The sequence below is a fragment of the Pseudomonas sp. genome, assembly GCF_049301935.1.
In the GTDB taxonomy this organism is placed as follows: Bacteria; Pseudomonadota; Gammaproteobacteria; order Pseudomonadales; family Pseudomonadaceae; genus Aquipseudomonas.
On the sequence record NZ_JBAQLP010000026.1, the window covers coordinates 1 to 11,780 of the forward strand.

Below are 11,780 nucleotides of genomic sequence, written 5' to 3' on the forward strand. Positions count from 1 at the left end.
ACCCGAGTCATGGCTTGGATCGCTGTCGGGTAATCGGGGTGCAGTCCCAAGCCCACCGCACAGTTGATCGCCGCGCCCAGGCCGCTGGTTTCATACAGATGCGGGCGTTCGGCAGGCAGGCCGAAGATATCGGCGGTCAGCTGCATCGCCGCATCGCTCTGCGAGCCGCCGCCGGAAACGCGCAGGCGGGTAATGCGCGTGCCGGAACGTTTCTCGATCTGCTCCTTGCCCTGACGCAGGGCATAGGCCAGCCCCTCGAGAATCGCGCGGTAGATATGCGCACGGGTGTGCACGTCGCCAAAACCGATGATCGAACCCTTGGCCTCCAGCCCCGGCTCGCGGATGCCCGGCGACCAGTAGGGTTGCAGCATCAGCCCCATGGAGCCGGCCGGCACGCTGTTGACCAACTCATCGAACAGCGCCTCGGGCTCGACGCCCAGCGCCTTGGCCCGCTGCATCTCACCCAGGCCAAATTCCTGCTTGAACCAGCTAACCATCCAGAAACCGCGATAGATCATCACCTCGGTGTTGAAGTGATCGGGAATCGCCGAGGGGTACGGTGGAATCAGCGGGATGGTTTCCAGGTACTGGCTGCGCGTGGTGTTGATGGTCGCCGTGGTGCCATAGGACAGGCAAGCCGTCGTCGGCTCCACGCCGCCGGCACCGAGCACCTCGCAGGCCTTGTCGGCACCGGCGGCAATCAGCGGCAGGCCTTCGGGAATGCCGGTATGGCGGCTGGCAGCCGCCGTGATATGGCCGAGCAATTCGCCCGGTTTACGCAACTCCGACAGCTGCTCGCGGCGCACCGGCATGGCCTGCCATTTCCAGTCGCTGTCCTTGGCCCACTGCAGGCGCTTGTAGTCGAACGGCAGGTAGGCCACGCAACTGGTCAGGGAATCGACAAACTGGCCGCACAGCCGATGGGTAAGAAAGCCCGAGAGCAGCAGCACCTTGTGCGTCCTGGCCCAGATATCTGGCTGGTTCTGCGCGATCCAGTTGACCTCGGCCTGGGCGCGGAAATGATCCACCGTAGCCTGCAAACCCGCCAGTTTGAATAACCAGCCCCAGGGGCCGCTGATTCGCCCTTCGACCCGGGCCTGGCGCTGATCGAGCCAGAGCATGGCCGGGCGCAGCGGCTGGCCCTGGGCGTCAACATTGATCAGGCTGCCGCGCTGAGTGGTCAAGGAAACGCCTTTGATCAGACTGCGGTCGATATCCACCTGCTGCCATAGTTGCGCGCAGGCCTGGCCCAGGCTGGCCCAGTAATACTCGGGATCCTGCTCGGCCCAGCCGGGCTGCGTGGAGTAATAGGCCTCAAGCGCAACCTTACCCTTGCCGAGCAGGTTGCCCTGAAGATCGAACAGCAGCGCCCGAATGCTCTGGGTGCCGTTGTCGATGGCCAGCAGGTAACTTTTCTCGCTCAAGACGCCGTCCTTCTTGTTGTAGCCGGATGCAATCCGGGATGGTCGCTCCCGGATTGCATCCGGGCTACTGGCTGATGGGTATCGCTACGCTCCACCCATCCTACGGTCGAACGCTGGCTTTGTAGGATGGGTGGAGCAAGGCGATACCCATCATTTCGATGCCGGCAAGCTGTAGCACTGCTGCCACAACGCCAGGTATTGCCCTTCTTCCTGCTGCCAGCGCGCGTCATCCCAACCCAGGCGGGCCTGGCACAGCGCACGGATACGCGGCAGCTCGGCAGCCGCGCCGTGCGCCAGCAGCAGGCCCAGGCGGGTGCGGCGCAGCAGCAGGTCATCCAGATGCAGCACCAGCTCCTGCTCGGCGGCCCAGGCCAGTTCGGCCCAGAGGGTATCGGTGCCCGCCACCTGTTCATGGCCAAGCTGCTCGACCAGCACCAACAGCTGCGGCAGCGCCCGGCCATAACGGCCGAGCAGGCGCTTCTGCTGGGCGGGGCTTAGCTGTGGCATTGGTTGGCTGGGCAGCGAGGCGAAGGTCGGCGCGCCATGATCAGCCACACTACGGCCGAGCATCGGCGCGCAGGCCTGCAGCACTTCCAGCGCCAACAGGCGGAAGGTTGTCAGTTTGCCGCCGGCCAGGGTCACGCAGCCGGGCTCGACCCAGATGGCATGCTCGCGCTTTTCATCCGAAGGCTTGCGCCCCGGCGCGCCATCGCTAACCACCGGGCGCACCCCGGCCCAGCTCGACAGCACATCCGCCGCCTGAATGCCGGCAGCCGGAAACTGTTGAGCACAGGCATCCAACAGATAAGTCACCTCATCCGGGCTAATTCGCGCTTCCTCGGCCAGTGGCGCCGGGTGATCCAGATCGGTGGTGCCGATCACGGTCGCGCCTTCCCAGGGGAAGACAAATACCGGGCGCTTGTCGGCGGCGTGCATAAAGCTAAAGGCATGGGCCACCGGCAGACGCCAGGCGGGCAGCAACAGATGGCTGCCGCGCAGCGGGCGGATATGTTCCAGGCCGGTTTTGCGCCGCAGCTGATCGGCCCAGGCCCCAGTGGCCTGGGCCACGGCGCGGGTTTTGAAGCCGTAGCGCAGGCCAGTCTCGCTATCCTCGGCGAGCAAGCCAGTGACCCGCCCACCCTCGCGCAGCAGCTCGACCACGCGCATGCCATTCAGCGCTTCAGCGCCTTCGGCACGGGCCTCACCCAGCACCCGCTGCACCAGGCGTGCGTCATCGGTCACCGCATCGAAAAACCGCGTGCCGCCGAGCAGCCCGTCTTCCTTCAGGCCAGGCGCCAGATAACGCAGCTGTTGCAGCGGGTAGAACAGATGATTGCGCTTGCCGGCCAGGGCGTCGTACAGCGCCAGCAGCCCGCTGAAAACCCGAGGGCCGGGAAAGCTACCCCGGTAATGGGCCATAAGAAAACTCAAGGGATCGACCAACCCCGGCGCTTCCTGCAGCAGGCGCTGGCGCTCGCGCACCGAATCGCGGGTCAGCGCCAGCTGGCCCTTGGCGATATAACGCAGGCCACCATGGACCATCTTCGAGGAGCGACTGGAGGTGCCCCAGGCGAAATCGCGCTGCTCCAGCAGCAGGCACTTCCAGCCGCGCCGCGCCGCCTCACGCAGGATACCGGCACCGCTGATACCGCCGCCGACGACTATCAGGTCCCAGTCACGGGCGGCCAGTTCGGGCAGGGCCTGTTCACGCCAGGCGGCGTTCCACTGCGTCATCATCAATCCTGCAGCAACACGCCAGGAGCCAGGCGCTGCTCGGGGTCGAAATGCCCCGCCAATACCTTGAGCGTGGCCATGCCCAGCTCGCCCTTCTCCACCGGCAGGTAAGGTGCGTGATCGCGCCCGACGCCGTGTTGATGGCTGATGGTGCCGCGGTTCTCGGTGATGGTCAGGCTGGCGGCGTGCTTGAGCTTCTGCCAGCGCGCCATGGCCTCGGCGTAGCTCGCGCCCGGGCGGAACACGTAGGTGGTGTAGATACTCGAGCCTTGGTTGTAGACGTGGGACAGGTGGGTAAACACATGCACCTGCTCGCCCTCCTCGCTCAGGCCGTTGCGCAGGCTGGTCTCGACCTTGTTCAGCAGGCTGTCGACATTGCTCCAGTCGGTGGCGGTTTCCAGGGTGTCCACCGCATAACCGGCCGCCCACAGGCCATGGCGCAGGTAGGGGAAACGGAAACGGTTTTCTGCCCACTTCTTGCCCAGCAGGGTGCCGGTAAACACGCCGCCAAAGCTTTTCAGCAGCTTCTTCGCCTGCTTCAAGGACGCGGCGTTCTGCGTGCGGCTGCCGGTCACGCCGAAGGTCAGCATGCACTTGCCATCACGGGCACCGCGCAGGGCCAGGTATTTCTCCAGCCAGGCGATCTGCTGCGGATGGCCGGCCAGGGCCAGCTGGGTCTTGGTTTCGATGGCATTGGACAGGCGCAGCATCGACAGCGGCACCCGCGCCTGGGCCAGGCTGCGAATGGCGCTCAGCGCCTGCTGCCAGTTGGGCAGGAACACCGCATAGAAATTTTCCTGATCGGCCAGGCGAGTGATGCGCACCTTGACCTCGGAAATGATGCCGAAGCGCCCTTCCGAGCCCATGAGGATTTCGCGCAGATCGGGGCCGGCGGCGGAAGCCGGAAAGGTCGGAATTTCCAGGGTACCGGCAAAGGTCTCGACCTTGCCGCCGGCAAACAGCTGCTCGATGCGCCCGTAACGCAGTGACTGCTGGCCGCTGGAGCGGCTGGCGACCCAGCCGCCGAGGGTCGACAGCTCCCAGGACTGCGGAAAATGGCCGAGGGTGTAGCCCTGGGCGCGCAGCTGGCTTTCCACCTGCGGGCCATTGGCGCCGGGGCCGAAGGTGGCGATCAGGCTGTCGTGGTCGATCTCGATCAGCTTGCCCATGCGTGCCAGCGACAGGGTCAGCACCGGCTTGCTGCCGGCCTGCGGGTTGATATGCCCGGCCACCGAAGTGCCGCCACCGTAGGGAATCACGCTCAGGTCCTGCTGGCTGGCCCAGGCCAGCAGCTCGCGGATCTGCGCGGGGCTTTCCGGGTAGGCCACGCCGTCGGGAAATACGCCGAAATCGCCGGAGCGCATCGCCAGCCAATCCGGCAGGCTCTGGCCACGGGCGTGGCGCACGCGGTCTTCGGCATTCAGGCAGATCAGCGGATGGGCCTGCAGACGCGAGGCCGGCACCTGCGCCAGCACCTGCTCCAGGCTGGCATCGGCCAGCACCTGGCCCGGCCCGACCAGTTCGGCGAGAAACGCCTCGCCATGGGCCGGCAGTTCTACCACTGTTGCTTCATCGCCCCAGCCGTTCCAACGTCGCATCTGCATCTCCCGGATATTTCAGTCACCCTCGATGGCTGCCTATACTAGCTGGCCGCGCAAAAGCGTCACTGTCGTATCGAGCCAGGCGTTATCGCCAATCAAGACATTCAAAATAAGAACAACATCATGGAAAACCTCGGCTACACCTCTGTTCCTGCCCTGCTCAAATACCTGCGCCATGCCGAGCAGCTGGGTCTGGATATCGACCAGGCGCTGACGGCAGCCGGCATCAAGGCCGAGGAGCTGACCGACAACAGCAAGCGCATCCCCAGCGAAACCCATGAGCGCCTGCTCGCCCACCTGCTGCGCGTATCCGGCGACCCGCTGTTCGGCCTGCATTGCGCGCGTTTCGTGCAGCCCGGCTCCTGGAGCGTGCTGGGCTATATCACCATGAACTGCGCCACCCTCGGTGAGGCCATGAGCCGCATCGTGCCCTATGAAAAACTGGTCGGCGATATGGGCGTCAGCCGGGTCGAAGCGGCCAACGACCACGTTCGCCTGATCTGGACCTGCCGCCATCAGGCCGAACCGATCCGCAGGCATATGGTGGAAAACGTGCTGGCCTCCTGGCTGCTATATGCGCGTTGGATCTCCGATTCGGACAGTTCGCCGCGGGAGGTGTGGTTCGAGCATGCCCTGCCGCAAGGGGTAGCGATCGGCGAGTACGAAGCCATCTTCGCCTGCCCGATCCGCTTCGAGCAGAACTGCAACGCGCTGATCGTGCCGCTGGAATACCTGGCGGTGCCGCTGCGCCAGGCCGATGCCAACCTGCTGCGCACCCTGGAAGAACACGCCCTGACCCTGATGGCCGGGCTGGACGACAATGAGCCGCTGCCGCAACGGGTGAAGAACGCCCTGCGCCTGCTGCTCAAGGACGGCTTGCCGCGCAAGGAACGGGTGGCGGAGAAATTCAATCTGACGGTGCGCACCCTGCAGCGTCATCTGCAACTGGCCGGCACCAGCTACCAGCAGATTCTCGATGAGCTGCGCCAGGAGCTGGCCGAGCATTACCTGCTGCGCAGCGACCTGGCGATTCAGGATATCGCCAGCTACCTGGGTTTTACCGAATCGCGCTCCTTCCACCGCAGCTTCAAGAGCTGGACCGGGCAGACGCCGGGGGAGTTTCGCGAAAGTCGGCGCAGACCGTAGGATGGGCCACGCAGTGGCGTAACCCATCATGGGCCGCATGGGTATCGCTGCGCTCAACCCATCCTACGAGAGGATTTCGCTGAGCGGGATAAACAGCAGGCTGTCGCCTTCGACCAGGGTGGTGTTTTCCAGCACCTCGGCCAAGCCCTCAGCCCAGGCGGCGCTGCGCAGCACCCCGGAACTCTGGTTCGGGTAAGGCACCACCCGGCCGTTTTCCAGGCGCGCACGCAGGTATTCGCGGCGCTTGCCAGCTTTACTCCAAGCGAAACCGGCCGGCATCGGAAAGCCCAACGGCTCGACCCGCGGCACACCCAGACGGCGCAGCAAATAAGGCCTGGCCAGCAGGCCAAAGGTCACCAGGGTCGAGGCCGGATTGCCCGGCAGGCCGATCACCGGCACGCCGCGAAACTGCCCGCAGGTCAGTGGTTTGCCCGGTTTGATCGCCAGTTTCCACAGCGCCAGCTCACCTTCTTCGCGCAGGGCCATGCCGAGAAAATCCGCCTCGCCCACCGATACGCCGCCGGTGGAGAGAATCAGGTCGACGTCGCTCAGTGCCGCCAGCGCCGCCCGGGTCAACTCCAGGTCATCGAGCAGGATGCCGCCGTCCACCACCGCGCAGCCCAGGCGCTCTAACCAGGCGATCAGCAACTGTCGGTTACTGTTGTAGATCTGCCCGGGTCCTAGGGGCTGGCCCGGCTCGACCAGCTCATCGCCAGTGGACAGCACCGCCACGCGCGGCCGCCGGCGTACCGTCAATTCCGCGCAACCCAGGGACGCGGCCAGACCCAGTTCGATCGGCCCCAGACGAGTGCCCGCCGGCAGCACGCTATCGCCGATACGGGTTTCCTGGCCCTGGGCACGCACGTTCTGCCCCCGCTTCAACGGCTGGTCAAAGGCGACGCGGCCATCCTCGCTGAGCACGGCGTTTTCCTGCATTTCCACCGTGTCGGCACCGGCCGGCAGAGGCGCACCGGTAAAGATCCGCGCGCAGGTGCCAGGCTGCAAAGGCTGCGGAGCGCTGCCTGCCTGGATACGCTGGCTGACGACTAGCGGCTCGCCCGTCCAGTCGGCCAGGCGCAAGGCGTAGCCGTCCATGGCGCTGTTGTCCCAGGGCGGCAGATCCAGCTCGGCCAGCAGCGGTTCAGCCAGCACCCGGCCGGCCGCCTCACTCAGGCTGACCCGCTCGGTTTCGACAATGGCGCTGGCCTCGGCCTGCGCCAACAAACGCGCCAGCGCGGCCTCGACCGGCATCAACCCAGGCTGGTCACAGCCGCTCATCCACGGCTCTCGCAGGCAGCCACCGACTTGAGATGCGGGACGAAATTGCACGGGCGGTGACGGTTATCCAGCTGCTCGCCGAGGATGCCATCCCAGGCGGTGCGACAGGCGTTGGTCGAGCCCGGCAGGCAGCACACCAGGGTGCCGTTCGATAGCCCCGCCAGGGCGCGGGATTGAATGGTCGAGGTGCCGATATCAGGCACGGAAATCTGCCGGAACAGCTCACCGAAACCATCCACTTGCTTATCCAACAAACAGGCCACGGCTTCCGGCGTGCTGTCACGGCCGGTGAAGCCGGTGCCGCCGGTGATCAGCACCACCTGCACCTGATCTTCGGCAATCCAGCTGGCGACTTGGGCGCGGATCTTGTACAGATCGTCCTTGAGCAACACCCGTGCGGCGAGCTGGTGGCCGGCGGCCTGCAAGCGGTCGACAAACAGCTGACCGGAGGTGTCGGTGTCCAGGCTGCGGGTGTCACTGACGGTGAGAACGGCAATATTCAGGGGCACAAAGGGTGCGTCGGCCTTGTGGCTCATGGCAGGCTTCCAGTTATGGGCGATAATGCCCGCCGTTATATCACAGGCCCATCCCCGGAGGCTCCGCATGCCCGCTAACCCTGCCCTACCCAGCTGCTCCGTGTTGCTCTTGTCGGGCGGTCGCGGGCAACGCATGGGCGGCGCCGACAAGGGCCTGCTCGACTGGCAAGGGCGCCCGCTGATTGCCTGGCTGCACGAGTTGGTGCGACCGCTGACCGACGACCTGATCATCTCCTGCAACCGCAACGCTGAGCGCTATGCGCCCTTCGCCGATCGCCTGGTTAGCGATGATGATGAGGATTTCCAAGGCCCGCTGGCGGGCATTCGCGCCGGCCTGCGCATCGCGCGGCAGGCGAATCTATTGATCTTGCCGTGCGATGCGCCGCAACTCGACAGACCACTGCTGGATGCTCTATTGAGCCGGGCAGGCACGCGCGCAGTCGTGGTGCGCCAAGGCGAGTTTCTCGATCCGCTGTTCAGCGTTATTCCCCGCGCCCTGCAAGCCGACCTGGAAAAGGCCTGGCAAGCTGGCGAACGCAGCCCACAGCGCTGGTTGCGCAGCCTTGATCCATTGACAGTCGAGTGCCCGCTTGGTGACCCTCGCCTGGCCAACTTCAACACCCCGGACTTGCTGGCGACACGCGGATAAACACCGACAAAGGAACTTGGCCGGCAAAGCTGCGTCACAAGCAGGGTAAAAACCTCTATCAATCAAGGAGAAACCCATGACTCAGCGGATTATTCCAGCAATGCTGCTTACCTTGGGCCTGGCCGCGCTGACAGGTTGCGCGTCCCCAACCGTCATCACCCTCAATGATGGCCGTGAAATTCAGACCATCGACGAGCCGAATTTTGACGAGGATTCGGGCTTCTACGAGTTCGAACAACTCGATGGCAAACGCGCCAAGGTCAATAAGGATCAAGTACGTACCGTGAAAGAGCTTTAAGAAGATGCCCAGGCGCTGCCAGGTACTTTTTGCCCGACGCCTGGGCTCTGAGCGATACATCCAAAGCACTTGGCCGATAGAAAAAATTAAACCCTGAGCGCTTGTGCGGCAAAACTTTCTCAGTAAAATCTCGATGCATTCGGAGTGTAGCGCAGCTTGGTAGCGCGTCTCGTTCGGGACGAGAAGGTCGCAGGTTCGAATCCTGTCTCTCCGACCAAACCCCACAAAAAAGCCCGCTTAATCGCGGGCTTTTTTATGCTTGTCAGCAAAGCTATTGCAAGCTCTCGAACGCATGCACCAAGGCCTTGCTCAGGTCCACGGTGGAGAACTTGGTCAGCACGTCATTGGCGCCGACTGCCTTGGCTTTTTCGGTGTTCATGGTGCTGTCGAGCGAGGTGTGCAGCAGCACATAGATCTGGCCGATATCCACTTTCTTGCGCAGCGTGCGCACCAGGTCATAGCCGTCCATTTCCGGCATTTCGATATCTGACACCAGTACCTCAATCGGCTGCCCGGCATCGCATTGCGCCTGCAGTAACTCGAGCGCGGCGGCAGCACTGCGTACCATCTGACAGTCCAGCTCCAGCTTGCGCAGGGTGATCATGGTTTGGTGCAACGCGACGTGCGAGTCATCCACCACCAGAACGCGTCGGCCTCTAAGCAGGTTGCGTTCACTTTCTGACAGCTGCTGTTCATCCAGCTCCTCGATAATCGCGGGCGCGAGTTCGTGCAGCACTTTTTCGATATCGAGAATCTGCACGATCTTGCCGTCGATCTGCGTCACCCCGGTAATAAAGGCTTTGCTGCCGGAGCCTAGGGGGGGCGGGCGCACATCACGGGTGTAGCACTGCACAATGCGCTCGACGCTTTGCACATGCAGCCCCTGCCGCGAGCGGCTGAGTTCGGTGACTATCAGGCAACCGTCATTGTTGTCGGGAACCCCTCGCTCACCGATGGCCTTGGCCAGATCGATCACGGTCAGCGCCGAACCGCGCAAGGTGGCCACACCACGCACATGGGGATGGCGACTAGGCAGTTTAGTCAGCGTCGGGCACGGAATGATTTCCTGAACCTTGAGCAGGTTGATCCCCAGCAAGCGACCACTGTGCAAACGAAACAACAGCAGCGACAAGGCGTCTCCAAGCACCAAACTCATCGTTCTTCTTCCTTCACTCAATCATTGACCGCCGCGCGCCCATCAAGCATCAGGCGCTACGCAGGAATTCGACAATCTGTTCGGCTTCGAATGGCCAATTCAACTCGGCCCCGGTATCGCTGCGGCGCAGCACCGGGATACGCAGAGCATAGTCCTCGACCCAGTGTTCCTGCTCGGCGATATCAATCAACTCGACCAGCAGGCCGTGCTCGACAAACGGCATCAGCACGGCTTCAGCCACCTCACAAAGGTGGCAGCCAAGCGTACCGAATAACTGACATTCCGGGAGCATCCGCGCACCTCCACTGACCACTGCAGATGCAGTTTAGCACTGCGCCTGACTCAGGCGTCGGTGGACTTGCTGCTGGCCAGGGCGGGGTTGAGCAGGCTCTGCAGGCCATCGAGCAAACGGCTGTTGAGTTGCTCGGCCTTGTCCAGACGACCGCTGTCGAAACGCTCATCCAGCGAGAAGCCGCCTTTGAGCAGCTCCAGCAGGCTGGTTTTGCCTGTGCCTTCTTCAACCACCTGATTGGCGCTGCGCAGTGCTTCGAGCAGGCCTTTGGCGTAGTCGATCAGCGAACTATTGACCGCACTGGCTGCCTGACCGCCCTCTTGCGCCACCGCGCTGTAGGCATCGGTTGCCTGACGCACGCTGGCTTGGGTTAGGCGCAGGGACATCGACGCCAACTGCTCGCCATCCATTTCCAGGGCCATGGCACGGTCGAAGGCGCCGGACAGATCGCCGGCATAGAACTTGTCGGACAGCTCTTGCACCTGGCCGAAGAGTTTTTCCAGTGCGGCGCGCTCTTCGTCATCCAGTTCGCCTTCGACGCTGACCTGCCAGGCGCCGATTTGCAGGCTGCCCGCTTGGCTACTGGCAACCACCGAGCTGCCGTTACCGTTGCTGCTGGCGACAACGCCACTCTGCGACCAGTTGGCCGAGGCCTGGGCGATGGAAATACGCAGGCGATCACCATCACGGGTGGTCACCGACATCTCGAAGGTTTCCGCCTGAGCGGCAAAGCGCTCGCTGTAGGCCGCGATATTGGCTGAACCCTCAACCACTGCCGTATCGGCATTAAAGCGCTTGTCCAGGTCGCTGAAACCGTCCTGGATCTTCTGGTAGGTGTCGTCGATATCGCTCGCCACCTTGCCTTGCAGCACGCCCATGCCGTCGAGAATCTTGCGCGCTTCGGCAAAACCTTTTTCCACGCCGCTGCGTGCCTGACCGAGGAGCTTCTGCAGTTTGCCGGTATCGGCACCAGCGGCTTGCTCGCTTTGCAGGCGCTGCTCGATAAAACCAAGAATGCGTCCGGCGACTTTTTCCGGGGTGTAGTCGTTGGCCTTGCCCGCCAGCGCGCCGGGCTCAAGTCCAAGGCGTTCAGCCAAGCGATTGGCCAGTACCGCCTGGGCGTCATCAGCATTGCGCACAACCGGCTGAGTCGTAGCGGAGGTAGGACGTGATGCAGAGGATAAATTTGCAGCCAGAGGGTTCATGGCAAAGTACCTAGGCGGTGTATCTGACTAGTTGACGGCTATACAGCATGAAACTTTAGCCTGACTGCGGATAAACCGATCAGCGGCGTGCTAGGCATTCTAGAGCGATTGCGATAACACACGCTGCGCACCGAGCCGTAACAGGCCGCACCTGGGCATACCAAAGTCTAAAGGCCAAGTACCAACGTCCATGCTTTATTGCGCTTCGCTGTAACAAATCGGCCTCAAACCGATCCGCACACACGAGGAGCTAACAATAATGATTCAATCTCCCCTTGCCCGCGCTGTGGCACTCGCCACACTGGGTACCTGCCTCACCCTGCCATCGCTGGCCCATGCCGAGTTTATCAAGGACAGCAAAGCGACCCTTGAAGCACGCAACTTCTACTTCAACCGTGATTTCCGTCAAGACGGTGCGTCCCAAGCCAAGCGTGAAGAATGGGCCCAAGGCTTTATTCTGC

At 63.1% G+C, this 11,780-nt stretch carries 12 protein-coding genes and 1 tRNA gene; 5 read left to right on the plus strand and 8 right to left on the minus strand.

Features of this window, described 5'->3' with window-relative positions; genetic code table 11:
• From WA145_RS03190 to WA145_RS03200, 3 genes are all read right to left on the minus strand, one after another.
• On the minus strand, window positions 1–1,424 hold a 1,424-nt coding region (locus tag WA145_RS03190), incomplete at its 3' end, for an FGGY-family carbohydrate kinase (RefSeq protein WP_422580182.1).
• A gap of 150 nt (window positions 1,425–1,574) precedes the next feature.
• Window positions 1,575–3,158 (minus strand): FAD-dependent oxidoreductase, encoded by a 1,584-nt coding sequence (locus WA145_RS03195; RefSeq protein WP_422580183.1) that lies wholly within the window; start codon window positions 3,156–3,158, stop codon window positions 1,575–1,577.
• Between the two features lie 2 nt (window positions 3,159–3,160).
• Window positions 3,161–4,756: an FAD-binding oxidoreductase gene (locus tag WA145_RS03200; protein WP_422580184.1), complete on the minus strand. Its 1,596-nt coding sequence runs from the start codon at window positions 4,754–4,756 to the stop codon at window positions 3,161–3,163.
• A gap of 126 nt (window positions 4,757–4,882) precedes the next feature.
• Here WA145_RS03200 and WA145_RS03205 point away from each other — a divergent pair, with 126 nt between their 5' ends.
• The gene (locus WA145_RS03205; protein ID WP_422580185.1) at window positions 4,883–5,905 is read left to right on the plus strand and encodes an AraC family transcriptional regulator; all 1,023 of its coding nucleotides are present in this window, start codon (window positions 4,883–4,885) and stop codon (window positions 5,903–5,905) included.
• 63 nt (window positions 5,906–5,968) lie between these two features.
• Here the strand turns inward: WA145_RS03205 and glp are convergent, their stop codons facing one another.
• Window positions 5,969–7,183, minus strand: a complete 1,215-nt coding sequence (gene glp, locus WA145_RS03210; protein WP_422580186.1) for a gephyrin-like molybdotransferase Glp — start codon at window positions 7,181–7,183, stop codon at window positions 5,969–5,971.
• The gene (moaB, locus tag WA145_RS03215) at window positions 7,180–7,719 is read right to left on the minus strand and encodes a molybdenum cofactor biosynthesis protein B (protein WP_422580187.1); all 540 of its coding nucleotides are present in this window, start codon (window positions 7,717–7,719) and stop codon (window positions 7,180–7,182) included. The genes glp and moaB overlap by 4 nt, the downstream gene beginning before the upstream one ends.
• A 67-nt stretch (window positions 7,720–7,786) precedes the next feature.
• Between moaB and mobA the strand changes: the two genes are divergently transcribed.
• The 3 genes from mobA (at window position 7,787) to WA145_RS03230 (ending at window position 8,883) form a co-directional block, all read left to right on the plus strand.
• Window positions 7,787–8,368, plus strand: a complete 582-nt coding sequence (gene mobA / locus WA145_RS03220) for a molybdenum cofactor guanylyltransferase MobA (protein ID WP_422580188.1) — start codon at window positions 7,787–7,789, stop codon at window positions 8,366–8,368.
• A gap of 76 nt (window positions 8,369–8,444) precedes the next feature.
• Window positions 8,445–8,666, plus strand: coding sequence for a YgdI/YgdR family lipoprotein (locus tag WA145_RS03225; RefSeq protein WP_422580189.1), 222 nt, complete (start codon window positions 8,445–8,447; stop codon window positions 8,664–8,666).
• A 140-nt stretch (window positions 8,667–8,806) separates the two neighbouring features.
• Window positions 8,807–8,883: transfer RNA gene (locus tag WA145_RS03230), tRNA-Pro, on the plus strand.
• Window positions 8,884–8,937: 54 nt separating this feature from the next.
• Here WA145_RS03230 and WA145_RS03235 read toward each other — a convergent pair.
• From WA145_RS03235 to WA145_RS03245, 3 genes are read right to left on the minus strand one after another with little or no spacing between them, the layout of a single operon-like run.
• Window positions 8,938–9,822 (minus strand): chemotaxis protein CheV, encoded by an 885-nt coding sequence (locus WA145_RS03235; RefSeq protein ID WP_422580190.1) that lies wholly within the window; start codon window positions 9,820–9,822, stop codon window positions 8,938–8,940.
• A 49-nt stretch (window positions 9,823–9,871) separates the two neighbouring features.
• Window positions 9,872–10,114 carry a glutaredoxin family protein gene (locus WA145_RS03240; protein WP_422580191.1) on the minus strand — a complete coding sequence of 81 codons (243 nt, stop codon included), beginning with the start codon at window positions 10,112–10,114 and terminating at the stop codon, window positions 9,872–9,874.
• Window positions 10,115–10,164: 50 nt separating this feature from the next.
• Complete coding sequence (locus WA145_RS03245; RefSeq protein WP_422580192.1) at window positions 10,165–11,319, minus strand: DUF5610 domain-containing protein; 1,155 nt, start codon at window positions 11,317–11,319, stop codon at window positions 10,165–10,167.
• A gap of 259 nt (window positions 11,320–11,578) precedes the next feature.
• Here WA145_RS03245 and WA145_RS03250 point away from each other — a divergent pair.
• Window positions 11,579–11,780, plus strand: a 202-nt coding sequence (locus WA145_RS03250) for an OprD family outer membrane porin (protein WP_422580193.1), incomplete at its 3' end; no start/stop codon positions are given.

Excerpts from the sequence above, each read along its gene's own strand:
- WA145_RS03240 (WP_422580191.1), bottom strand. The coding sequence starts at position 10,114 with ATGCTCCCGGAATGTCAGTTATTCGGTACGCTTGGCTGCCACCTTTGT.
- WA145_RS03235 (WP_422580190.1), bottom strand. The coding sequence starts at position 9,822 with ATGAGTTTGGTGCTTGGAGACGCCTTGTCGCTGCTGTTGTTTCGTTTG.
- WA145_RS03225 (WP_422580189.1), top strand. The coding sequence starts at position 8,445 with ATGACTCAGCGGATTATTCCAGCAATGCTGCTTACCTTGGGCCTGGCC.
- glp (WP_422580186.1), bottom strand. The coding sequence starts at position 7,183 with ATGAGCGGCTGTGACCAGCCTGGGTTGATGCCGGTCGAGGCCGCGCTG.
- WA145_RS03200 (WP_422580184.1), bottom strand. The coding sequence starts at position 4,756 with ATGCGACGTTGGAACGGCTGGGGCGATGAAGCAACAGTGGTAGAACTG.
- WA145_RS03205 (WP_422580185.1), top strand. The coding sequence starts at position 4,883 with ATGGAAAACCTCGGCTACACCTCTGTTCCTGCCCTGCTCAAATACCTG.
- mobA (WP_422580188.1), top strand. The coding sequence starts at position 7,787 with ATGCCCGCTAACCCTGCCCTACCCAGCTGCTCCGTGTTGCTCTTGTCG.
- moaB (WP_422580187.1), bottom strand. The coding sequence starts at position 7,719 with ATGAGCCACAAGGCCGACGCACCCTTTGTGCCCCTGAATATTGCCGTT.
- WA145_RS03245 (WP_422580192.1), bottom strand. The coding sequence starts at position 11,319 with ATGAACCCTCTGGCTGCAAATTTATCCTCTGCATCACGTCCTACCTCC.
- WA145_RS03195 (WP_422580183.1), bottom strand. The coding sequence starts at position 3,158 with ATGACGCAGTGGAACGCCGCCTGGCGTGAACAGGCCCTGCCCGAACTG.